General features: G+C 66.0%; 20 protein-coding genes, 2 tRNA genes and 1 other RNA gene. 10 read left to right on the top strand and 13 right to left on the bottom strand.

Translation table 11 applies throughout. The features are described from left to right. Nucleotides 1-36: 36 nt before the first annotated feature. From ABNU97_RS12570 to ABNU97_RS12520, 11 genes are all read right to left on the bottom strand, one after another. Nucleotides 37-170, bottom strand: a non-coding RNA gene (locus ABNU97_RS12570) — RtT sRNA. Between the two features lie 45 nt (nucleotides 171-215). Further along, nucleotides 216-300: transfer RNA gene (locus ABNU97_RS12565), tRNA-Tyr, on the bottom strand. Nucleotides 301-450: 150 nt separating this feature from the next. Next, nucleotides 451-526: transfer RNA gene (locus ABNU97_RS12560), tRNA-Thr, on the bottom strand. A gap of 67 nt (nucleotides 527-593) precedes the next feature. Beyond that, a complete protein-coding gene (locus ABNU97_RS12555) occupies nucleotides 594-1,316 on the bottom strand; it encodes a type III pantothenate kinase (protein ID WP_348767041.1) in 723 nt (240 codons plus the stop codon). Then, the gene (locus ABNU97_RS12550; protein WP_348767040.1) at nucleotides 1,313-2,287 is read right to left on the bottom strand and encodes a biotin--[acetyl-CoA-carboxylase] ligase; all 975 of its coding nucleotides are present in this window, start codon (nucleotides 2,285-2,287) and stop codon (nucleotides 1,313-1,315) included. Before ABNU97_RS12550 ends, ABNU97_RS12555 begins: the two co-directional genes overlap by 4 nt. Continuing rightward, on the bottom strand, nucleotides 2,272-2,898 hold the full coding sequence (gene plsY / locus ABNU97_RS12545; RefSeq protein ID WP_348767039.1) for a glycerol-3-phosphate 1-O-acyltransferase PlsY: 627 nt from the start codon (nucleotides 2,896-2,898) through the stop codon (nucleotides 2,272-2,274). The genes ABNU97_RS12550 and plsY overlap by 16 nt, the downstream gene beginning before the upstream one ends. A 2-nt stretch (nucleotides 2,899-2,900) precedes the next feature. Next, entirely contained in the window at nucleotides 2,901-4,751 is a 1,851-nt protein-coding gene (locus tag ABNU97_RS12540) for an AMP-binding protein (protein ID WP_348767038.1), read from the bottom strand. After that, nucleotides 4,732-6,528 (bottom strand): PDZ domain-containing protein, encoded by a 1,797-nt coding sequence (locus ABNU97_RS12535; RefSeq protein ID WP_348767037.1) that lies wholly within the window; start codon nucleotides 6,526-6,528, stop codon nucleotides 4,732-4,734. The genes ABNU97_RS12540 and ABNU97_RS12535 overlap by 20 nt, the downstream gene beginning before the upstream one ends. Nucleotides 6,529-6,662: 134 nt before the next feature. Next, on the bottom strand, nucleotides 6,663-7,094 hold the full coding sequence (locus ABNU97_RS12530; protein WP_348767036.1) for a hypothetical protein: 432 nt from the start codon (nucleotides 7,092-7,094) through the stop codon (nucleotides 6,663-6,665). Next, nucleotides 7,084-7,440 carry a hypothetical protein gene (locus tag ABNU97_RS12525; protein ID WP_348767035.1) on the bottom strand — a complete coding sequence of 119 codons (357 nt, stop codon included), beginning with the start codon at nucleotides 7,438-7,440 and terminating at the stop codon, nucleotides 7,084-7,086. Before ABNU97_RS12525 ends, ABNU97_RS12530 begins: the two co-directional genes overlap by 11 nt. Beyond that, entirely contained in the window at nucleotides 7,437-8,099 is a 663-nt protein-coding gene (locus tag ABNU97_RS12520) for an HAD-IB family hydrolase (RefSeq protein WP_348767034.1), read from the bottom strand. The genes ABNU97_RS12525 and ABNU97_RS12520 overlap by 4 nt, the downstream gene beginning before the upstream one ends. 138 nt (nucleotides 8,100-8,237) lie before the next feature. On the opposite strand from ABNU97_RS12520, the gene murB reads away from it, so the two are divergent. From murB to ABNU97_RS12485, 7 genes are all read left to right on the top strand, one after another. Beyond that, nucleotides 8,238-9,251, top strand: a complete 1,014-nt coding sequence (gene murB / locus ABNU97_RS12515; protein ID WP_348767033.1) for a UDP-N-acetylmuramate dehydrogenase — start codon at nucleotides 8,238-8,240, stop codon at nucleotides 9,249-9,251. 70 nt (nucleotides 9,252-9,321) lie between these two features. Further along, nucleotides 9,322-10,446 carry a PstS family phosphate ABC transporter substrate-binding protein gene (locus ABNU97_RS12510; RefSeq protein ID WP_348767032.1) on the top strand — a complete coding sequence of 375 codons (1,125 nt, stop codon included), beginning with the start codon at nucleotides 9,322-9,324 and terminating at the stop codon, nucleotides 10,444-10,446. 346 nt (nucleotides 10,447-10,792) lie between these two features. Beyond that, the gene (locus tag ABNU97_RS12505; protein ID WP_348767031.1) at nucleotides 10,793-12,457 is read left to right on the top strand and encodes an isovaleryl-CoA dehydrogenase; all 1,665 of its coding nucleotides are present in this window, start codon (nucleotides 10,793-10,795) and stop codon (nucleotides 12,455-12,457) included. Nucleotides 12,458-12,670: 213 nt separating this feature from the next. Next, a complete protein-coding gene (locus ABNU97_RS12500) occupies nucleotides 12,671-13,099 on the top strand; it encodes a MarR family transcriptional regulator (RefSeq protein WP_348767030.1) in 429 nt (142 codons plus the stop codon). Continuing rightward, on the top strand, nucleotides 13,096-14,517 hold the full coding sequence (locus tag ABNU97_RS12495) for a TolC family protein (RefSeq protein ID WP_348767029.1): 1,422 nt from the start codon (nucleotides 13,096-13,098) through the stop codon (nucleotides 14,515-14,517). Before ABNU97_RS12500 ends, ABNU97_RS12495 begins: the two co-directional genes overlap by 4 nt. Beyond that, nucleotides 14,514-15,668, top strand: coding sequence for an HlyD family secretion protein (locus ABNU97_RS12490; RefSeq protein ID WP_348767028.1), 1,155 nt, complete (start codon nucleotides 14,514-14,516; stop codon nucleotides 15,666-15,668). Before ABNU97_RS12495 ends, ABNU97_RS12490 begins: the two co-directional genes overlap by 4 nt. Then, the gene (locus ABNU97_RS12485; protein WP_348767027.1) at nucleotides 15,665-17,266 is read left to right on the top strand and encodes a DHA2 family efflux MFS transporter permease subunit; all 1,602 of its coding nucleotides are present in this window, start codon (nucleotides 15,665-15,667) and stop codon (nucleotides 17,264-17,266) included. Before ABNU97_RS12490 ends, ABNU97_RS12485 begins: the two co-directional genes overlap by 4 nt. A gap of 412 nt (nucleotides 17,267-17,678) precedes the next feature. Here ABNU97_RS12485 and ABNU97_RS12480 read toward each other — a convergent pair whose 3' ends face one another. Both ABNU97_RS12480 and ABNU97_RS12475 read right to left on the bottom strand, forming a co-directional pair. Continuing rightward, nucleotides 17,679-18,527: an MBL fold metallo-hydrolase gene (locus tag ABNU97_RS12480; protein ID WP_348767026.1), complete on the bottom strand. Its 849-nt coding sequence runs from the start codon at nucleotides 18,525-18,527 to the stop codon at nucleotides 17,679-17,681. After that, the gene (locus tag ABNU97_RS12475) at nucleotides 18,524-19,219 is read right to left on the bottom strand and encodes an NUDIX hydrolase (protein WP_348767025.1); all 696 of its coding nucleotides are present in this window, start codon (nucleotides 19,217-19,219) and stop codon (nucleotides 18,524-18,526) included. The genes ABNU97_RS12480 and ABNU97_RS12475 overlap by 4 nt, the downstream gene beginning before the upstream one ends. Before the next feature lie 67 nt (nucleotides 19,220-19,286). On the opposite strand from ABNU97_RS12475, the gene ABNU97_RS12470 reads away from it, so the two are divergent. The 3 genes from ABNU97_RS12470 to msrA all read left to right on the top strand — a co-directional run. Beyond that, nucleotides 19,287-19,661 carry a gamma-glutamylcyclotransferase family protein gene (locus ABNU97_RS12470; protein ID WP_348767024.1) on the top strand — a complete coding sequence of 125 codons (375 nt, stop codon included), beginning with the start codon at nucleotides 19,287-19,289 and terminating at the stop codon, nucleotides 19,659-19,661. Between the two features lie 20 nt (nucleotides 19,662-19,681). After that, on the top strand, nucleotides 19,682-21,016 hold the full coding sequence (locus ABNU97_RS12465; protein ID WP_348767023.1) for an MFS transporter: 1,335 nt from the start codon (nucleotides 19,682-19,684) through the stop codon (nucleotides 21,014-21,016). Between the two features lie 60 nt (nucleotides 21,017-21,076). Continuing rightward, nucleotides 21,077-21,527 (top strand): peptide-methionine (S)-S-oxide reductase MsrA (gene msrA, locus ABNU97_RS12460; protein ID WP_348767022.1); only part of this gene is annotated, 451 nt, incomplete at its 3' end.

The raw sequence follows: 21,527 nt of genomic DNA, 5'->3' as shown, positions 1-21,527 counted from the left end.
ACCACCAGTTGTTGCTGCTTACCTCTATTGTTCAAGTGGTGGAGGGAGGAGGATTATTCGCGCCTGCGGCGCTCACCCTACGGGCCGGTCGCGTGCCGCGACCGTTCTCGGTCGCTTCGCGCCCTCGTCGAACCTCTAACGGTTCGAACCCTCCTCGGTCCGGCTTTGCGCTTGCCGCGACCACCAGTTGTTGCTGCTTACCTCTATTGTTCAAGTGGTGGAGGGAGGAGGATTCGAACCTCCGAAGGCTGAGCCGACAGATTTACAGTCTGTTCCCTTTGACCGCTTGGGTATCCCTCCACAAACGAGCCGCGCATTGTTCGCAATCGAGCCACGCTTGTCAACCGCTTACGAGCGATCGTTTTCAACTCTCATGCACGCACCCGGCCGACAAAGGCAAGCCGCAGCCCGGGCAACGGATTCTGCGCCGCGCGAGGCGCCTGCAATAGATGGAGCCGGCGACCGGGTTCGAACCGATGACCTGCTGTTTACAAAACAGCTGCTCTGCCAACTGAGCTACGCCGGCTTGGGGCGAAAGGCGCGGATCAGACGACCGCGCCGAGCGTCATTCTGCCGTGTACAACACCGGCTGGCTAGCCCGTGGGCGGCAAACCCCGCGCATGAATGGCCAGGCCTTCGAGCACGAGGTGAGGGCGCAGCACCCAGGCCGCGGCCAGATGCGTGGCCAGCTCCGCGCCGCCCCCGCCGGTCAGCAACAGACGGTCCGGGCCCAGCTCGGCAACGGCGTTATCCAGCAGGCTGATCGCGCTACGCAGCGTGCCGGCCGCGATGGCGCTGTCGGTATCGCGGGCCAGCCATACCGGGGCGGCGTTTTCCCGCGACGGGCGAAGCTGAGTCTGACGCCGTAGCGCACCGCGCATGGTCGCCACCCCGGGAGTGATCAACCCGCCCCGGTGCGCGCCGCGCGCATCGACAAAATCCAGCGTGAGCGCGGTTCCGGCATCGGCGACGAGCACTGACCCCGGGGCGTCTGCCCAGGCGGCGATACAGGCCATCCAGCGGTCCACGCCCAGGCGTTCGGGGTCGTGGTAGGCATTGGTCAGCTCGGCGAAACGCGCCCTGCTCTCGGCCACGCTCAGATCGACCCCGAGATCGACCGCGAACGCGCGCAGTCGCGCCAACGCCTCGGGCTGAGCGACGCTGGATACATGAATGGACTCGACCTGGGCCTGCGGCAAGGCCGCAATCCAGTCTTCCGGGTCCGCGCGCGAGAACGCGCCCGTTTCGAGCAGCGCAGTCTCACGCGCCAGCGCCCACTTGCAGCGCGTGTTGCCGATATCCACGAGCAGCCTCATGGCGCCAGCCGCAGGCTCACATCGCCCGAATAGACCGACTGCTCGCCGGCTTCGAACTCAACCCGGAGCGCGCCATCGGCCGCGATGCCGCGAGCGATGCCCACGCGCTCGCCCTGGCTTTCGATAACCCGCACCGGCTTGTCGCGGACCGCGTCGAATGCCTGCCAGCGAGCACGAAAATTTTCGAAACCATGTTGTTCGAAGCCTTCGACCGCGCGCATCAGCGCAGCCAGCACCGCCGCGGCCAGGCGGTTGCGCGAGGGCAGCGCCGGCAGGTGATCAAGCAGCCGGGTCCAGGGCTGATCGATCGCCTCGGCCTGCGCGCGGTCCATGACCACGTTCAGGCCCAGGCCCACGACCAGGCGCGCGCCAGCGCCCAGCTCGCCGCGATGCTCGATGAGAATGCCGCCAAGCTTGTCGCCGCCGGCCCAGATATCGTTGGGCCACTTCAAGGCGAGATCGGTTGCGCCCAGATCACGCAGCGCTTCGATCACGCACACCCCCACAGCCAGGCTCAGCGCCCCCAGCGGAGCCCGCGTGGCAGCCACATCGGCGGCCAGCGATACGTAGAGATTGGCGCCGAACGGCGAGGTCCAGGGTCGCCGCGCACGCCCGCGCCCGGCGGACTGGTATTCCGCCAGACAGGCCTGCATGCCCGGTCCGCCGCGCCGGGCCAGCTCGGCGTTGGTGGAATCGATACGCTCGTGAACATACAGCGCATCCAGGGCTTTGCCCTGGTCGCCGAGTTCGCCGCGGATCCGGTTTTCGTCGAGCAACTCGATCGGTTCGGCCAATCGGTAGCCGCGGCCCTGTACCGAATGCACCACCAGCCCCAGCTCGCGCAGCTCGGCGACCCGGCCCGAGATCGCGGCCCGCGATACGCCCAGCGCCTCGGCCAGCGCCGGGCCGCGATGCCAGGCGCCGTCGGCGAGCAGACCGACCAGCGACACGGCGCTCAACGCCGGCGCCACATCACCCGCTCGAAGCGGTTTTCCCGTCCCTGGCGCAGACGCTGGATGTTCTCGCGGTGGGTATAGAAAATGAGCACCGTCATGGCGATAACGAACACCTTGGCCGCCAGGCCCGCGCTGGGCGCGAACAGCGTCGCCAGGGCCACGCCAACCATGCCCAGCAGCGTGGCCAGGCCCACATAGCCGCTGGCCACCAGCGTGGCAACCCACACGGCCACGCCCAGCAGCAAGGCGCCGGGCAGCAGTGCGATCAGCACGCCGATGAGCGTGGCCGCGCCCTTGCCGCCGCGAAAACCGAAGAACACGGGATAGACATGCCCAATCACCGCGGCCGCGCCGCAGGCCAGCGCCATGGCAAACCCCACGCCACAGATCGCCGGCACCGCCAGCGCTGCGATCACGCCTTTGACCAGATCGAATACCAGCACCGCGGCGCCGTAGCCGCGACCGCCGGTACGCAGGGCATTGGTAGCACCCGCGTTGCCGCTGCCGCTGGTACGCGGGTCGGCACGCCCGAAGGCACGGGCCAGCAACAGGCTGCCCGACAAGGAGCCGATCAGATACGCCAGCAGCAGCGCCGCGGCAGCTATCAATACGGTACTGAAATTCATCGCTACCCCAGATTCGTGTTCTGCGACACGTCCGCCTTCTCACCCGGCGCACGCCGGCCGTACAGACGCGCGATATCGCGAGCATAGCAGCGCGCCACGCGCCGACGCCGGGTCTTGTCGGTGGCGGTGACCAGATCGTTGCCCTGGCTCCAGCGATCGGTGGTGATGGCCACGCGCCGGACCTGGGCATGGGCCGGATAACCGGCCAGCAGCTGGCTGAAGCGCGCGATGAAGAAATTCTCCAGACGCGCGCTGGTCAGGCTGGCCGGCGTATTCGGGTCGAGCCCCAGCCGTTGCATGACCGGAACCAGCGTATCAGCCGGACAGCTTACGATCGCGGCCAGCACCGGTCGCGCCTCGCCAACCACCACCGCGCGTTCCACCAGTTCGTCCAGGCGCAGCGTTTCTTCCAGCGGCTCGGGCGAGGCCTTCTCGCCGGTGGTCATGACGATGACCTCTTTCATGCGCCCGGTTAGATACAGTCGGTTCTTGTCCAGGCGGCTGACCTTGTCGCCGGTATGCAGCCAGCCGCCGGCCGAAATCGTACGCCGCGTGGCGGCCTCGTCCTGCCAGTAGCCGCGCATCACGCCGGCCCCGCGCAGCAGCAGCTCGTTGTCGGGGCCGACCTTGGTTTCCACCCCGTCGAGCACGATGCCGACGCTGTCGATGGCGTTGTCGTGCAGCCGGTTGACGCTGACCACCGGGCCGGCCTCGGTCAGGCCATAGCCTTGCAGCACGGGCACGCCCAGCCCCACCAGCGTACGCGCGACCGGGTACGGCAGCGCGGCCGCGCCGGACACGGCGTACTGCATATCCGCGCCGAACAGGCGCAGGCAGCGCCGGGCGACGAAGTAACGCAGAAATGGCCACAGCAGATGACGCGCGCGCCGGCGGCTGCGCCCCTGCTCGCGCTCGAACACCGATTCGCCCACGCTGATGGTGAATGCCACCAGCCGACGCACGAAACGCGGCCGACGCGACAGCCAGCGATTGAGTTCGATATAGAAGCGCTCGAATACACGCGGCACGCCGATCAGGGTGGTGATCGGCGCGCGTGCCAGGGTCAGCCCCAGAAAGCGCGGATGCCGACAGAAGGTGATCACCCCGCCGGTGATCATCGCTCGATAGGCATTGACCACCCGCTCATAGGAATGCGGCAGCGGCACATAGGACAGCGCGTGCTCATCGTCGACCTGGGGCAACGCATCGGCACAGGCCTGGGCATTGAACAGCAGGTTGGCGTGGGTCAGCATCGCGCCGCGTGCACGCCCGGTGGCCCCGGACGTGTAGACGAGGCTGGCCAGGGCATCCGACTCCACCGCTATGCCGGCACGGTGATCTTCGGCGGCATGCGCCAACGCCGCTTCGGCGCCACGAATACGCCCGGCCTCACCGACCTCGCCGTTGAAGACCAGCGCCGTTTCCAGCTGCGGGCAGCTATCGACCTCGAGAATACGCTCGACCCAGCGCGTCTTCACCGCCACCAGCACGCGCGCGCCGCTGTCTTCGATCAGATGCGCGTTGCTGGCCGGCGTATCGGCACAGAACAGCCCCACCGTCACCGCACCCAGCGCCATGGCCGCCTGATCTACGCACAGCCACTCCGGACTGTTGCGCAGCATGATCGCGACTCGATCGCCCGGTTGCACGCCGGCCTCGGCGAGCACCGCCTGCCAGCGCTGTACCCGGGCCGCCACCTGGGCCCAGCTCAGGCTGATCCATTCATGCCGGCGCGGGCTGTAGAAGCGATACGCCAACGCATCCGGCGTGCGGGCCACGCGGGCGGCGAACAGATCGCAGAGGGTGGCGGCCTCGTCGCGGCCGATCCAGTATTCAGGCCGGGGCGTTGGCACGACACAACCAGTTCGCGCGCCGCGCCTGGGCGGCGGCGTCGGCATCGCTGTCGATACGCAGCGTCCATTCGCCCGCTGCGGCCGCGGCCAGCGTGACGTCGCGCTGCAGCAGTTCGTCGCCGCGCAGCAGGTGCAGCCGCACGACCGCGCCGCCGGGATAACGGCGCAGACGCGTGGCCAGCGTCATACCCACGATTTCGATACCGTCGAGTGCCACCAGGCGATCCTGGGGCGAGATGCCGGCCGCCTGGGCCGGGCCGTCGTCGAATACGTGCGCGACCCGGGGCTGGGCGTCGCTGGACGCGCGCAGGCCCAGCCGGCCGTGCACGACGGCGGCATCGTCGCTAGCAGGCGCGCATATCGCCTCGATACCGAAATAGCGCAGCCAGTCGGCCCAGGGCGCATCGATCGTGGTTTCGAGATGCGCTTCGACAAACTCGGACAGATCCAGCCCCGACAGCTCGGCGGCGAGTTGGGCCAGACCGTGTTCGGGCACCGGCTCGTCGCGGCGGCCGTTGCGCTGCCAGAGCTCGCGCATGACCTTATCGAGCGAAAGCGCGCCCTCGGTTTCCACCCGCAGCTTGAGATCCAGGCCCAGCGCGAACTGGGCGCCCTTGCCGTAGTAGCTGATCACCGCGTTCGGCGTGTTCTCGTCGGGCCGATAGAACTTCAGCCAGGCATCGAAGCTCGACTGGGCCAGGCTCTGGCGATGGCGACCCGGCGTACGATCGATGCGCGTGGCCAACGTCGCCAGGCGGTCGAGATAGCCCTGCTCGGATATCAGGCCGGCACGGACCAGCCCCAGGTCGTCATAGTAGGACGTGACGCCTTCATAGGCCCACAGATCCCGAAAATAGGCTTCGGACTGCAGGTCGCTGGTCGCCACCGCGGCCGGACGAATGCGTTTGACGTTCCACAGATGAAAATATTCGTGGCTGCACAGCCCGAGCAGGGTCTCGTAGGCGCTGCTGCGGGTGGCCTCGCCGTTGTCGGGCGCAATACGCGTTGGCAGCGCATCGCGTGCCACCTGCAGCACGCTGGATTCGCGATGCTCCAGGCCGCCGAAACCGCTGGGCGTGACCTGGGCAAAGAACAGATATTCGCGGGCCGGCAGCTCGTCGAACACCGCGGCCTGAGCCTCGCAGGCCGCCGCCAGATCGGCTGCCAGGCGCTGGGTGTCGGCATCGTGGCTGCCCAGCAGCACGAAGGCATGGGGCACGCCACGCACCTCGAAACGCACGTATTCCACCGCCGCGCCCATGGCCACCGGCTGGTCGATCAGTGCCCAGTAGTTGTCGGCGGCATAGACGCCGAAACCGCGGCTGTCGGTGGCCTGGGCGGGCAAGGTGGTGACCACTTGCCAGTTATCGATGCCCGTCGGGGCTTCGAGGGTGACGCGACACGGGTCCTGCTCGCGCCCGACCGGACGCAGCGCCAGCGAGGTGAAGTTGAAGAACGCCCGCGTATCGTCGAGAAACGCCGCGCGTACCGATTCGTCGCGGGCATAGAACTCGCAGACCACGGTCAGCGTGTTGCCGGTCGGCCTGCAGCGCCAGCGCTGTCGATCCATCGCGGTCACGGCGAGGGCCTCGCCATCGCTTTCGGCGGCAATCGAAAGCAGGTGCCGGGCAAAGTCGCGAATGACATAGCTGCCGGGAATCCAGCTGGGCAGGGCCAGTTCGACCGGCGCGCCGGCCTGGACCTCGGTGTGCAGCACGACCCGGAACCGATGGGCGGTGGCTGCGACCGGCGCTACGATGTAATCCAGCGTTGGCATGACGCCTCGCCTTGGGCTGCTCGTCGATTCGAAGGCGCGCAAGTGTACGCCCTCGCCACGCCGCTGCCCATACAGCCGTTATACAACGCGCCGCGGGCGTACCCGCGCAGCGCTTGCGTCACGCCAAATGGTATCTAGCCGCGCCGCGAACCCGCCACCAGCGCCACGCCGCACATGATCAGCCCGGTGCCCGCGAGTCGCCCGACCGTGATCGTTTCGTTGAGCGCGGGCCATAGTGCGGCGCCGAGATAGACCAGCACATAGCTCAGGCTCATCATCGGAAAGGCGATGCTCAGATCCATGCGCGAAAGCACCTGCAGCCAGACCAGAATCGCGATGGAATAGACGATCATCCCGAGCCAGACAAAACCGATGCTCATGGGCGCAACGATGCCGCCCCAGACCAGATTCAAAAATGCCTGCGGCGATTCGATCGGCCCGAACGAGAGCATGCCGCGACGCATGCACAGCTGGCCGGCGGCCATCAACGATACCGACAGCAGCAGTAGGCCGATGCTCACCCAGGAACGCCGACTGATACGCAGTGGCGACAGATCAGGCCGCATAGGCGAGCACCCCGACGCCGACCACGATCAACGCAACGCCGCACCAGCGACGCTTGCCAACCGCCTCACCCATGGAAAACGCCGAGTACGCGACCACCACGCCGTAGCTGAGTGCCAGCACCGGAAACGCCAGACTCACATCGATGTGTGACAACACGACCAGCCACAGACAGGTCAGCACCACCTGTGTGCCCATGCCGGCCAGTACCAGCGGTTCGCGCAGTGGCCGCAGCCAGGCATGACCGACGCGCGATTCCACCGTCCGGGTCATGCCGTGCTTGAGCAGGATCTGGGCCAGGCTGGCCAGCCCGACCGCGAGCACCAGAAATATCTGCGAAACGCTCACCAGCGTGCGACTTCGAGCCCCAGACCACCGACCTGATGAAAAAGCCGCTTCGAGGGACACACGGCCACCCCGTTCTCGGCCCAGGACAGCAGCGGCAGATCGGCGTGCGAATCCGAATACGCAGTCACGCCGCGGCCATCCTCCGGCATGCCGTCGAGAGCTTTGACGCGGCGCAGCTTTTCGTCGTCGCGACAGTTCTCGCCGTCCATGCCCGCCACCCGATCGCGCGCGTTCCAGGCCACCCGGGTGGCCAGCACTTCGTTGATATGCAGCTTCTCGGCCAGACGGGCGACATAGATATCGAAACTCGCCGAGGCGAGAATCACTCGATCGCCGGCGTCCTGATGGGCGCGCAGCTGGGCCATGCCCTGCTCGCGCATGGCGTCTTCGAGCAGTTCGTCCACGAAGCGATCGGCCCAGGCTTGCACTCGCTCGCGTGGCTGGCCGCCCACGAACGAACGCAGAACCTGTGTTTTCACCCAGGTACGATCACCCCAGCGCCAGAACCGCAGCAGATTCCAGGGCAGCCGCCAGGTCGCGCCCACACTCCGGCGCTTGCGGTGATAGCGCAGATAGCCGATCACGAACGGCAGGAAGGTGTCGTAGCGGGTGAGAGTGACATCGAGGTCGAACACGACGATGCGCTGCGACTGTGACAAGGCGTTCTCTTCTTCGATTCGGTTTGTAGCCAGCTTACGTCAAACACGGCGGACGTCGACACAGCCCCAATCACGCGCTCTTGTATTTGTGCGGGCGTGCATCGACCATTACGGGCCTGCGTTCGTCCTACTGCCGCCATGCGTAAACCCCGCAAGCCAACCGCCGCGCAACAGCGCGCCCTGGCCCAGCACCTGGGCGCTGCGCTCCAGCGCAACGTGGCGCTGGCCCCGCGCACTAGCTTTCGTATCGGCGGACCGGCCGCCTTTTATGTGGAAGCCAGAACGCCCGAGGCTCTGGCCACGGCGATACGCGTGGCCCGGCGCTTCGAGATCGACTATTTCCTGCTCGGGCGCGGCGCGAACATCCTGGTCGGCGATCGTGGCTTTCCCGGGCTCGTCATTGCCAACCACGCGCGCTCGATCGACGTGTATGGCACCTGCGTGACCGCCGCCAGCGGCGCGCTGGTCTATCCCGACCTGATCGATGCGGCCGTAGCAAATGGGCTGTCCGGCCTGGAACACTATGTCGGCATCCCGTCGACGGTCGGTGGCGCGCTCTGGCAGAACCTGCATTTTCTCTCCCCGGCCCCGGCTCGTGAGCGCACCATGTTCATCGGCGAAGTGCTTGAATCCGCCGAGCTGCTGACCGCCGACAACGAACGTCGACGCGTGGACGTGGATTATTTCGAGTTCGGCTACGACCAGTCGGTGCTGCATTCGCGCGACGATATCGTGCTGTCGGCAACCTTCGAGCTCGAGCCGGCACCGGCCGAGACGCTGACTCGAATCATGCAGGAGAACCTGCGCTGGCGCGCCGAGCGCCACCCGCCGCTGGACAGCGAGCCGTCGGCCGGCTCCATATTCCGCAAGATCGAGGGCATTGGCGCCGGCCGGCTCATCGACGAATGCGGCCTCAAGGGGCTGCGCTGTGGCGATGCCCAGATCTCGCCGCGCCATGCCAATATCATCGTCAATCACGGCCGCGCCTCGGCTGCCGACGTCTGTGCCCTGATCATGCACGCACAGCGCTGCGTACAGGCCGATACCGGCTATTGGCTTACACCGGAGATTTCGTTCGTCGGCGAGTTCGGGCCGGTCACGCGGCTACCCGCCGATGCGCGCGCCTCGACGCCCCGGCCGGCTCTGTCATAAAAACGTCATATTTTCCTGACAGCCTTGCGCCAGGCGTCGGATTCCGACTCAATAAATCCAGGAAGACTCAATGCTGACCTCGCTGCTCAACAACCAGACCAAATCGTTTCTCACGATCGCGGCCACCGCCCTTGCCCTGACGGCATGCGGCCAGGGCCAGGAACAGAACAGCGCCGAGGGCGCCGAGTCCAACCAGAGCTCGGGTGATACCCAGGCCAGCAGCGGCGGCGAAAAATACGACCGCAACCAGATTCGTATCGTCGGCTCGTCGACCGTTTACCCGTTCTCGTCCTATGTGGCCGAGGAAATGGGCGCGACCACCGATTTCCGCACCCCGGTGGTGGAATCCACGGGTTCGGGCGGTGGCTTCAAGCTGTTTTGTAGCGGTGCAGCCGAGGACACCCCGGACTTCACCAATGCCTCGCGGCCGATGAAGTCGTCCGAACTGAAAATGTGCCAGGACAACGGCGTCGACGACATCACCCAGATCATGGTCGGCTATGACGGTATCGTGATTGGCCAGAAGGCAGGCGAGCCGCCGCTCGACCTGTCCCGCGAACAGCTCACCAAGGCGGTTGCCGCAAAGGTGCCGCAGGACGGCGAACTGGTCGATAACCCGTACAACAAGTGGAGCGATATCGACCCGAGCCTGCCCGACCACGAAATTCTCATCTACGGCCCGCCGACCTCCTCGGGTACGCGCGATGCCTTCGAAGAGCTGGTCGTCGAACACGGCGCGGAGAACATTGACGGCTACAACGGCGAAAAACCGAGCATCCGTCAGGACGGCAAGTTCGTGCCCTCGGGCGAGAACGACAACCTGATCGTGCAGAAGCTGTCCCAGAACGCCACGGCGGTCGGCATCTTCGGCTATTCGTTCCTGGAAGAGAACCGCGGCAAGATCCAGGCCGCCAAGGTGGACGGCATCGAACCCAAGCGCGAGCTCATTTCCTCGGGCGAATATCCGGTTTCGCGCTCGCTGTTCTTCTACGCCAAGAACGCCCACGTGGGCCGTATCGACGGCATGGAAGAGTATGTCGACCTGTTCCTGTCCGATCAGATGGCCAGCGACCGCGGTGCGCTCAAGTCTCTTGGCCTGATCTCGCTGCCGCCCGAAGAGCTCGAGGCGATGCGTGATAACTGGAAGAATCGCAAGCAGGTGACCGCCGAATCACTCAAGGCCGAACACGGCTGATCGGCATCACAACCAGTATCGGGTGGCTTCGGGGGTATGCCCCGTGCCACGCGGGCCGGCCCGAGGGTCGGCCTTTTTTTATGGCGCCGGTTTTTACGGTCGGCCAATGAACGCCAATCAGCGCAACGTACGCCGGTTTGCGCACAGTTCACCGACGCTCCTCTGGCCACTACGGCTGTCGGCGGATCTGCCTCGTTTCATTCCTGCTTATTCGCGTTCATTCGCGGACAGCTTCCTGCACCGCCAGGCAGCGCTTGCAGGCGTATCCAGACGTAATCCGCGATACCTGTTGCTATCCGGTGGATGAGGCACAATCACGGCTTCGTATCCGAACCGGATGACCGTTATGCCCGACACCCCGCGTCAGCCGCGACAGCATCTGCGCACGCACGACGTCACCAACCAGCCCCCGCCGCTCGAGCACTACAACGTGTTCACATCGGATACGGCGCTGGTCGAGGCCATACGCCGGGAGGGCGGCGACTGGGGTCAGGACCGGCTCAAGACCTATGGCGCCATTGCCGGCACCGAGCTGATCGAAATCGGCTTCGACGCCAACGAGAACCGCCCCGAACTCACCACCTTCGATCGCTATGGCCACCGCATCGACGAGGTGCGCTTTCATCCGGCGTACCACCGCAGCATGGCGCTGGCCAAGGAACACGGCCTGCACGGACTGACCTGGACCGCCCAGCGCGAGGGCGCGCAGGTCGTGCGCTCGGCGCTGTTCTATATCCATAATCAAATGGAAGCGGGCACGATGTGCCCTATCACCATGACCCATGCCAGCGTGCCGGCGCTGCGTCATGCGCCCGATCTGGCCGCACAGTGGCTGCCCGGCATCCTCGCCAACAGCTACGACCCGACGTTCGCCCCGCCGGGCGAAAAGCACGGACTGACCATTGGCATGGGCATGACCGAAAAGCAGGGTGGCTCGGACGTGCGCGCCAATACCACCCGCGCCACGCCGCGCGACAACGGCAGCTTCGGCCTGGTCGGCCACAAGTGGTTCTTCTCGGCGCCCATGTGCGATGCCTTTCTCGTGCTCGCCCAGGAAGACGCCGGACTGTCTTGCTTCCTGCTGCCGCGCTGGACGGCTGCCGGTCAGCGCAACGCAATCGAAATCCAGCGCTTGAAGAACAAGCTCGGCGATCATGCCAATGCCTCGTCCGAAGTCGAGTTCTTCGATGCCGAGGCTTATCGCGTAGGCGCGGCCGGGCGCGGGGTACCTACCATTATCGAAATGGTGTCCCAGACGCGGCTGGACTGCATGCTGGGCTCGGCCGGGCTGATGCGTCAGGCGCTGGTACAGGCGATCCACCACTGTCGCTATCGCAAGGCCTTTGGCACGCGCCTGGTCGAACAGCCGTTGATGCAACACGTGCTCGCGGACATGGCGCTCGAATCGGAGGCCGCGATGGCCTATGCCATGCGCGTGGCACGGGCCTTCGAATCCGACGACGAACGCCAGCAGCTGCTGGCACGTATCGCCACGCCGGTCGGCAAATATCTCATCTGCAAGGCTGCCCCGCCGCTGGTCAACGAAGCCCAGGAATGCCTGGGCGGCGCCGGCTATGTCGAAGAATCGATCCTGCCGCGGCTGTTTCGCCAGTCGCCGCTGAACTCGATCTGGGAAGGCTCGGGTAACGTGCAGTGTTTGGACATGCTGCGCGCGATGGCCAAGAGCCCGGCCGCCCTGGATGCACTCAACGAAGAACTGATCGAAGCACAGGGCGCGCACCCTGCCTACGATCGACATTGCAGCGATCTGAAGAAAATGCTCGGCGCGGTTGCCGATCAACCCACGCAGGCGCGTCGCGTCGCCGAGGCCGTCGCGCGTGCATTGCAGGCCAAGATCCTGCTTACCGGTGAATCGAGCTGGGTGGGCGAAGCCTTCTGCGAGGCCCGCCTCGGCAGCAATCGTGGCCTGGCCTACGGCACCCTGGATACCGAGCTGGATTTCGTACGGCTCATCGAGCGCGCAGGCGTAGCGCTCGACGACGGCTGCTAGGCCGCCCCGCCGACATCGGCCGCTTCATGCGCGGCACGAGGCGATTCGTGCGCGCGGATGAACGGCCGTTTTCAACCGCTCCTTGCAACGCCCTGGCGCACCGCTGACAACGCCGTTGGCCGGGGCTATTCCATTACATTAATAGTCTTGCAATTATATTAATGCAACATACAATAACCTGATTGATCCTCCTGCTGCCATGCGAGGCGCCGAGTGGCACATGTACTCCCGGACTCGATCCGTCATCAGTTCGGCTATCTGCTGGCCAAGACGCATCAGCGCCAGCTGCGCCTGTTCGAAACCCATACCCGGGGCATGCAGGTTTCGGCGCGCCAGTACGCCACCCTGCTTGCCCTCGAAGCCAACGATGCCCTGCACCAGAGCGATCTGGCCGAATGGCTGGGCCTGGACCGCACCACGGTGACCTATCTGGTGGACGGCCTTGAACAGCGCCGCTGGATCAGGCGCCAGCGCGACCCGGCCGACCGCCGAGCCCATCGTCTACATCTAACCGAAGACGGCATCGCGGCACTGGCCGACATACGGCCCGCGGCCGGTGCCGCCACTCAGGCACTGCTCGCCCCGCTGGGCGCCGACGAACAAACACAACTTCGGGCCCTGCTTGCCCGCCTGCTGCCATGAATGCCCTACGCCAACTCACGCTGGTTCTTTGTCTACTCGGTCTAAGTCAGACCCTCGCCACCGCCGCGCCGCCCGCGGCCGCCGGGCCGGGCGAGACCTTCACCCTGCCCGACGCCGCCGCGGCCCTGTCGCTGCGCGATGCCATCGACCAGGCCATGGCCGCCAACGTGCAGACGCTGCTGGCCGACGCCCGGCGCGACGAGGTGGCCGGCGATAGCCGCGAGGCGCGCTCTGCCTTCCTGCCGCATGTTTCGGCGCGCGTGAGCCAGGCACGCCGCCAGAACAACCTCGCCGCCCAGGGGCTGGATATCCAGTCGACCCTGGACTCGCTCGGCCCGGCGGCACAGAACGCCGATATCAGCGTGCCCGACGTCATCACCTACAACAGCTTCGATGCACGCGCCGAGCTGCGCCAGAACCTGTTCGACTACAGCGCCTGGCAGCAGTACAAGAGCGCGAAGCTCGGCGAGCGCGTGGCCGCCGATCAACTCGCACTGGCGCGCGAACAGGTCGCGTCCCAGGCGGCCCTGGATTATGTAGGCGCGCTCGCGGCCCGTGCCTCGGTGGATGCCGCTCGTGCCGATCTCGAGCTGGCCGATCGGCTGGCCGATCTGGCCGTGGATCAGGAAAACGTCGGTATTGCCACGGGCGTGGACGTCACCCGGGCCCAGACTCGCCAGGCCCGAGCCCGGGCGCGACTGGCCCAGGCCCGTACCGATCGCACCCGCGCGGATATCCGGCTGGCGCGCACGGTGGGGCTGGCTCTGGACACGCCGCTGGTATTGAGCGACGACCTGCACTACCGCGCCGCTCTGAATGGCACCATCGACGCCGATCTGGATACCGCCTACGCCAGCCGTGCCGAGCTGCGGCTGGCCCAGGGCGAACTCGCCGTACGCCGGGCCCAGCTCGCCGGTGCCCGCGGCGCACGTCTGCCCACGCTATCGGCGTCGGCCACCTACGGCGAAGCCGGCAACACCTATCACGAGAACGTCGAAGACACCTATACGGTCGGCGCACAGGTCGAGGTTCCAATCTTCGACGGTGGCGCCATCAATGCCCGTATCGACAGTGCCGCGAGTCGTCTCGATCAGCAGCGTATCCGGTATCGCGACACGCGTACCCAGATCGAACAGGACGTCCGCGTGTCTCGGCGCACGCTGCAGACGCTCGCCGAACAGGTGCGGGCCGCCGAATCGGCCTTCGAACTCGCCAACCGCGAACTCGATCTGTCCCGCGACCGCTTTGCCGAGGGCATCAGCGACAACGTGGAAGTGATCGATGCCCAGGCCGCGCTGGCCGATGCCCGCAACGGCCGCGTTGCGGCGCTGGCCGACTACACCCGTGCCCGTATCAACCTGGCCGCCGCGCTCGGACGTGCCGGCCGTTTTCGTCTTTATGAGCCCGCCACGCCATGACCGATTCCGTTGAAGCAAACGCCCACACCCACACGCCCGCCGCCAACAGCGGCAAGGGCAAGCGCGTGGCAGTGATCGCTGTCGTCGTCGTTGTGCTCTGCGCGATCGCTGCCGGCATCTGGTGGTGGCTGACCCGCGATCTGGTCAGCACGGATGATGCCTTCGTCCAGGCCGATATCGTGCAGGTCGCACCGCGCGTTACCGGGACCGTGGCCGAGGTCTATGTGCGCGACAACCAGCATGTCGAGAAAGGCGACCCGCTGTTCACCCTCGACCCGGCGGACTATCGCGCGCGCCTGGCCAGCGCCGAGGCCAGCCTGCTGGCGGCCAAGGCCGCGCATGCCTCGAGCCAGCGCGAGCTGGCGGTGACCCGCCAAACCAGCGGCGCCGATACCGATCGCGCCGAAGCCGCGCTGGAAACCGCCCGGGCAGAAGCCAGCCGCGCCTCGGCCGACGCCGAGCGTTATCGAAAGCTGTATGCCAAACGTGAAGTCTCGCGTCAGCAGCTCGACCAGGCCAATACCACCGCGACATCGGCCGCGGCCCGTGTGCGCGAGGCCAAGGCACAGCTCGACCAGGCCAGAACCGCGCCGGACCAGATCGCGCTGAAACAATCCCAGGCCTCGACCGCCGAAGCACGTATCGCCGAAGCCGAGGCCCAGGTCGAACAGGCGCGGCTGAACCTTTCGTACACCGACGTGCGCGCGCCGCAGGCCGGCAAGATCGCACAGAAATCGGTGCTGGCCGGCAGCCACGTCAACGCCGGTCAGGCCGCGCTGGCGGTGGTGGCCGACGACCCTTGGGTGGTAGCGAACTTCAAGGAAACCCAGCTCACGCGTATGCGCGTAGGCCAGCCGGTCCGCATAGAAGTGGACGCGTTTCCGGACCACGAGTTCGAAGGCCGACTGGAATCGTTTCAGTCGGGTACCGGGCCCACCTTTTCGCTGCTGCCGCCGCAGAACGCGACCGGCAACTTCGTGAAAATCGTCCAGCGCGTGCCGGTCAAGATCGTGTTCGAACGCAACGGCCAGCTCGATGACGTGGAGCTTGCCCCGGGGATGTCGGCGGTGCCCACCGTGAACGTGGGCGCGCCGGTGAAATCGATCGACGAAAACCGCCCCGCCACGGCAACGGCAACGCCCGCGCAATGAGCGACACCGCCGTCGCGCCGGCCGGCGAAGCCCGGTATCCCGCCAACCGCTGGCTGATCGCCGCGGTGGTGGGCCTGGCCGCGTTCATGGAGGTACTCGATATCTCCATCGCCAACGTATCGCTGTCGCATATCGCCGGCAGCCTGTCGGCGAGCCAGGAAGAAGCCACCTGGGTGCTCACGTCTTATCTGGTCGCCAACGCCATCGTACTGCCGGTTTCGGGCTGGTTTTCGCAGGTGCTCGGGCGCAAGCGCTTCTTCGTGGTTTCGATCGTGCTGTTTTCGGTGGCCTCGCTGCTGTGCGGCGTGGCCCCGTCGCTTGGGTGGCTGATCGTGTTTCGCATACTTCAGGGCCTGGGCGGCGGCGGCCTGCAGCCGGTTTCGCAGGCGATTCTTGCCGACTCTTTCCCGCCACGACAGCGCGGCATGGCGTTCGCGATCTATGGCGTGGCGGTGGTGTTCGCGCCCGCCATCGGCCCGGCCCTGGGCGGCTATATCACCGACCATGCGAGCTGGCACTGGATCTTTCTGCTCAACGTGCCGGTGGGTATCGTACTGCTGATTCTGGCAGGGGCTCTGGTCAAGGATTCGGCCGCCTACGAGGCCGCACGCCGCGCCAAGCTGGCAGACGGTTTTCGTATCGACTATGTCGGCTTCGCCCTGCTCGCGCTCGGCCTGGGCTGTCTGCAGGTCATGCTCGACAAGGGCCAGCAGAACGACTGGTTCGACTCCCATTTCATCCTCGCCAACGGCGTGATCGCGGCCCTGTGCCTGGGCGCACTGATCTGCTGGGAGCCGTTCCAGAAGCATCCGATCATGGACCTGCGCCTGTTTCGCTTTTCCAACTTCGCCTTTGCCAACGTGCTGATGTTCATGCTCGGCTTCGTACTGCTCGGCTCGACGCTGTTGATCCCGCAGTTCGTGCAGTCCGCGCTCGGCTATACCTCGACGCTGGCCGGCCTCGTGATTTCGCCCGGCGGTTTTGCCATCGTGCTGATGATGCCGGTGGTGGGTTTTCTATCCAACAAGCTCGAGGCCCGCTGGCTGATCGCCTTCGGCCTGGTGGTGGTGTCGGCGTCGATGTTCCATCTCGCCAGTTTCAACCTCGACGTGAGCTTCAACCAGCTCGTGGTCGCCCGTATATTCCAGACCGTCGGCATCGCCTTTCTGTTCATACCGATCACCAACGTGGCCTATATCGGCGTGCCGGCCGACAAGACCGACCAGGTCTCCGCGCTGATCAATCTGGCCCGCAACATCGGCGGCAGCGTCGGCATTTCGCTGGTCACCACCTGGCTGGCGCGGCGCAGCCAGTATCATCAGAACGTACTTGTGGAAAACGTCACGCCCTATAACGAGTCGTATCGCGACATGCTGGCGTCGCTGACCGCCCATTTCCAGCAGATGGGCGCGAGTATGGAAGCCGCCCGAAGCCAGGCCCTCGCCTCGATCTATCAGCTGGTCGGAGAACAGGCGCAGATGCTCGCCTTCATCGACGATTTCTGGCTGCTGGGCGTGATTCTCGCGGCTCTGGTTCCGCTGGTGTTCTTTCTTGGCAGCTCGAAGAACACGGACATGCCGGAGGGCGCGGCTCACTAGGGCCTGTCGTCACGGCATATACCATCGCATTGCCCGTGCCTGACACGTCCGGCACGGGCAACCCCCAACGAATAACGATCGGTCGGCGGCCAAGCCACGGCAATCCGGCGTTATGGTTCATGGGTTGGCTTGCTAACGTGGATAACCACGCGCCACTCGCGCGATGCCTTGTCTTGCCGCGACTTGGTCGCCGATGCGGTGACCTATCTGGCGACGACAGGCCCTATCGCCGACTATGCTGTCTTAGACCGGGATAGCACGAAAAATCGTTCGGGTTGATAACCCGCGTGTGCGAAAGCACGCTCGCCATGACCAACAGCCGTGTGGCCATCGGCAGAGATAACCGACGGGCGCCGGCGTTTCGTTCGATGGCGCTAAAGAACGCCGACGCAGTCGGCTGCTTTGGTGCCGACTAATAGAACAGCGGGTCGGCGTCCTGAACGCACAGCCAGCCATCGGTCACGGCCAGCGCATCACCCAACTCCACCAGACGTATGAGATGGGCTTTCACCTGCGCGGCGGCCATCGGCTGCAGACGCACGTCCAGATCCGGGTAGAGTTGAATCGCGATCTGCTCGGCCGTCATCGGCTCGTCGGCGCTCAGCGATTCCCATACCTGGGTTTCGCGCTCGCGCCGATGGGTCACGATCTGGGCCAGCACCGCGGGCGCGTCTTCAAGCAGGCGGCCATGCCCGGGGGCGATCCGCTCGATCGGCAGCGCCTGCAGCTGTTCAAGGCTTTGCATGTAGGCGCTCATGTCGCCATCCGGCGGCAGAATCACCACCGTGACATCGGCCATCACCGTATCGCCGGCGAACAGAAGGCCCACGTCGCGCCAGAAGAAACACAGGTGATCGGCCGTATGGCCGGGGGTATGGATCGCCTCGAGGCATATCGTGTCCAGATCGACGATATCGCCGTGATAGAGCGGTCGCTGCGGGGCGAAGCCTTCATCGCGTATGCCTTGCAGCTCGAGCGGAAAAGCATAAACCGGGGCATTCAGCCGTTCGGCCAGCCGCCGTGCGCCGCCGGTATGGTCCGGGTGCGCATGGGTGACCAGTATCGCCACCACCTCGCCCGGCGCGGCCGCCGCCAGGGCGTCGAGATGGGCAGCGTCATCCACGCCGGGGTCGATGATCGCGCAGCGCGAGTGGCCCACGATATAGCTGTTGGTGCCCGGGCCGGTCATCGGGCTGGGATTGGGAGCGACGACGCGCAGCACGCCGTCGAGCAGCTGTTCTGCCTGGGCGGCGCCGGTCACGGTACACGCACCGTCGTAGCGTCCATGAGCGCGGCCAGCGCCGCGGCGGCATCGGCATAGCCGGCCAGCGATTCGAGCGTGGCCCGGGTCGGCGTCATCAGTTCGATCTCGCCGCGATCGTGCGCCGCCACCGCACGGGCCGGCTGCGCCCACCAGACATGGGTCGTTTCCAGGCCGTCGCAGCGTGCCTCACCCGGCGGCGCGGCGGCGGCAAAGAACCGGGTGGAATAGCGTTTGGGCGGCCCGGCGGGCGTGGTCCAGTGGGCAAAGAACGCCAGAGCGTCTAGATCGAAGCGCAAGTCCATCTCCGTCACGATGGCCGCCCAGCTCGTCGTCTGTGTATTGAGCGCATGGCGCAGGGCTTCGCGGCGCGCCGGCATAACCTCGGCATGGGCCGTGCAGGCAACCAGCAGGCCGGCTTCCTCAAAGCATTCGCGAATGGCGGCCATGGCCAGGGCAAAGCCGTTATCGCCCACCGTCTCTTCGATGATCTCGGCACCGCCACGACAACGTGCGCGCAGCTCGGCCTCGTCATCGGCCGGATCGAGCGCGCCACCGGGAAACACATAGGCATTGGCACCGAACACGTGGCTGGCATGACGGCGCAGCAGCAGCACCTCGAGACCGTTGCTGGCCCCATCGCGCAGCAAGGCGGTGGTGGCCGCATCGCGTACGGTGACGACGCGGCTCAAGGCTGGGCAGTTGTCAGACAATCCATGTGGGCTAGCATACCTGCATCATTCCCCGTTTCGCATACCGATGCATCAGGTTTTCGTCTACGGCACGCTGCGCCCTGGCGAGCGCAATCATCATTTCATGGCAACCGCAACGCATCGAGGCGCGTACACCACGCCAGCACGCTTCACCCTGCTCGATACCGGGCCCTATCCGGCCGCTCTCGACGAAGGCCACACCGCGCTGGTGGGCGATGTGTTCTCGGTGAACGACGATACCTTCGCCGCCCTCGACCGACTCGAGGATTACCCGGTGCATTACACCCGCCGCGAGCTGGCCACCGACTACGGCGATGCCTGGGTCTATCTCTGGATCGCCGCTCGCGAGCCCGCCTGGCCGGTGATCGAGCACGGCAACTGGTGCAAGCATCTGCGCGAGCGCAGCCCCGACCACGACTGACGAACGACAAGACAACAACCGTGAACGATTCCCGAACCCATGCGACACCGAACCGCGGTGCGATTCGCGATCTCTACGACCTGGTGACCGGCGACGAGAATGCCCGCGTATGTCGCGATATCTCCGACGAAGCCTGTCGTGAGCAGCCCACCAATTTCTTCATCCATCTTGTCGCGCTGCTGGCGAACAAGATCGGCGACCTGATCGCCAGCCCCAAGCTGGTGCTGCCCTGGCTGATGGGCGCGCTGGGCGCCCCGGTGTGGATGACCGGCCTGCTGGTGCCGATCCGCGAATCGCTCGCACTGCTGCCCCAGCTGGCCGTAGCCGGCTGGATGCGGGCCAAGCCGCGCCGCAAATGGTTCTGGGTGGCCGGTGCGGCCATTCAGGGCGCCAGCGTGGTGGCCATGATTGCCGTCGCCCTCGTGCTCGAAGCCGTGCCCGCGGGCACCGCCATCCTGCTGCTGCTGGCGGTGTTCTCGCTTGGGCGCGGCGTGTGCTCGGTGTCCTACAAGGATGTTCAGGGCAAGACCATTGCCAAGACCCGGCGCGGCACGCTGTCGGGCTATGCGGCGAGCGCAGCCGGCGGGGTCGCCATGGCGCTCGGGCTGCTGTTGTGGCTTACCCCCATCGGCAACGCCACGCTTACGCCGCTGCTCGTGCTCCTGGCCATCGCCGGCACGGCCTGGCTGTTCGCCGCCATCGTCTTTTCCAGCCTGCGCGAATATGCCGGTGCTACCGAGGGCGGCGGCAACGCCCTCAAGACCGCCTGGCACAGCCTGGGCCTCATTCGCAGCAAACCGGGTTTCGCCCGCTTTATCGGCGTACGCGGGCTGCTGGTGGCCACTGCGCTTGCCGCGCCCTACTACGCCACGCTTGCCCGCGACAGCGGCGGCGAGGCGATCGGCAACCTGGCTATTCTGTTGGCGCTATCGGGGCTGGCCTCGCTGGTATCGGCGCCGTTCTGGGGCCGGTTCTCGGATCGTTCCTCGCGCCAGGTGCTGATGATCACGGGCATCGCCGCCGGCGTGCTCAATCTGCTGGTGGCCGTTTTCGCCTGGCTGGGTAGCGGCAGCGCGCTCGGCGTATGGCCGTTCGCTGCCGGCTATTTCGTGCTCGCCGGGCTGCATGCCGGCGTGCGCCTGGGCCGCAAGACCTATCTCACCGATCTCGGCAACAGCGAGGACCGGGCCCAGCTCACCGCCGTGGCCAACACCACCATCGGCGTCATCCTGCTCGCCGGCGGCGGCCTGATTGCGCTCATCGGCCTGCTTGGCGCGGCCTGGGCCGTGGCGGCATTGAGCATCCCGGCGTTCGCGGGCGCGGCACTCGCGGTGGGACTGCCGGAAATCGAATGAGCGCATCGGCCACCCGCGCGTGGGCGTAAACTCATTATCGAATCCGCTACCGAGCCGTCCATGCGTCGTCTGTCCTGCCGTCTTATCGTTCTTGTCAGCGTCACACTGTTGTTCTGCGCATCGGCCGGTGCGGCCGAGGCGCCGGCACCGGACGCGCCCTTCAAGCCGGACGTGGGCGCCGACGAAGGCGTGGCGATCTTTGCCGGCGGCTGCTTCTGGTGCGTGGAAGAAGCCTTCGATCAGGTCGAGGGCGTGGTCTCCACCACCTCGGGCTATACCGGCGGGCATCTACCCGACCCCAGCTATCGCGACGTGACCGCCGAAACCAGCGGCCATGCCGAAGCGGTGAAGGTGATCTACAAGACCGATCAGGTGGATTACGCCCAACTGCTCGATACCTTCTGGCACAACATCGACCCCACCGATGACCGTGGCCAGTTCTGTGATCGCGGCGACTCCTATCGCAGCGAGATCTTCTACGTGAACGACGCCCAGAAAACGGCCGCCGAAC

Origin of the sequence: uncultured Salinisphaera sp., assembly GCF_964012375.1 — a bacterium.
Lineage (GTDB): Bacteria > Pseudomonadota > Gammaproteobacteria > Nevskiales > Salinisphaeraceae > Salinisphaera.
This window is presented reverse-complemented; position numbering and strand designations above follow the sequence as displayed.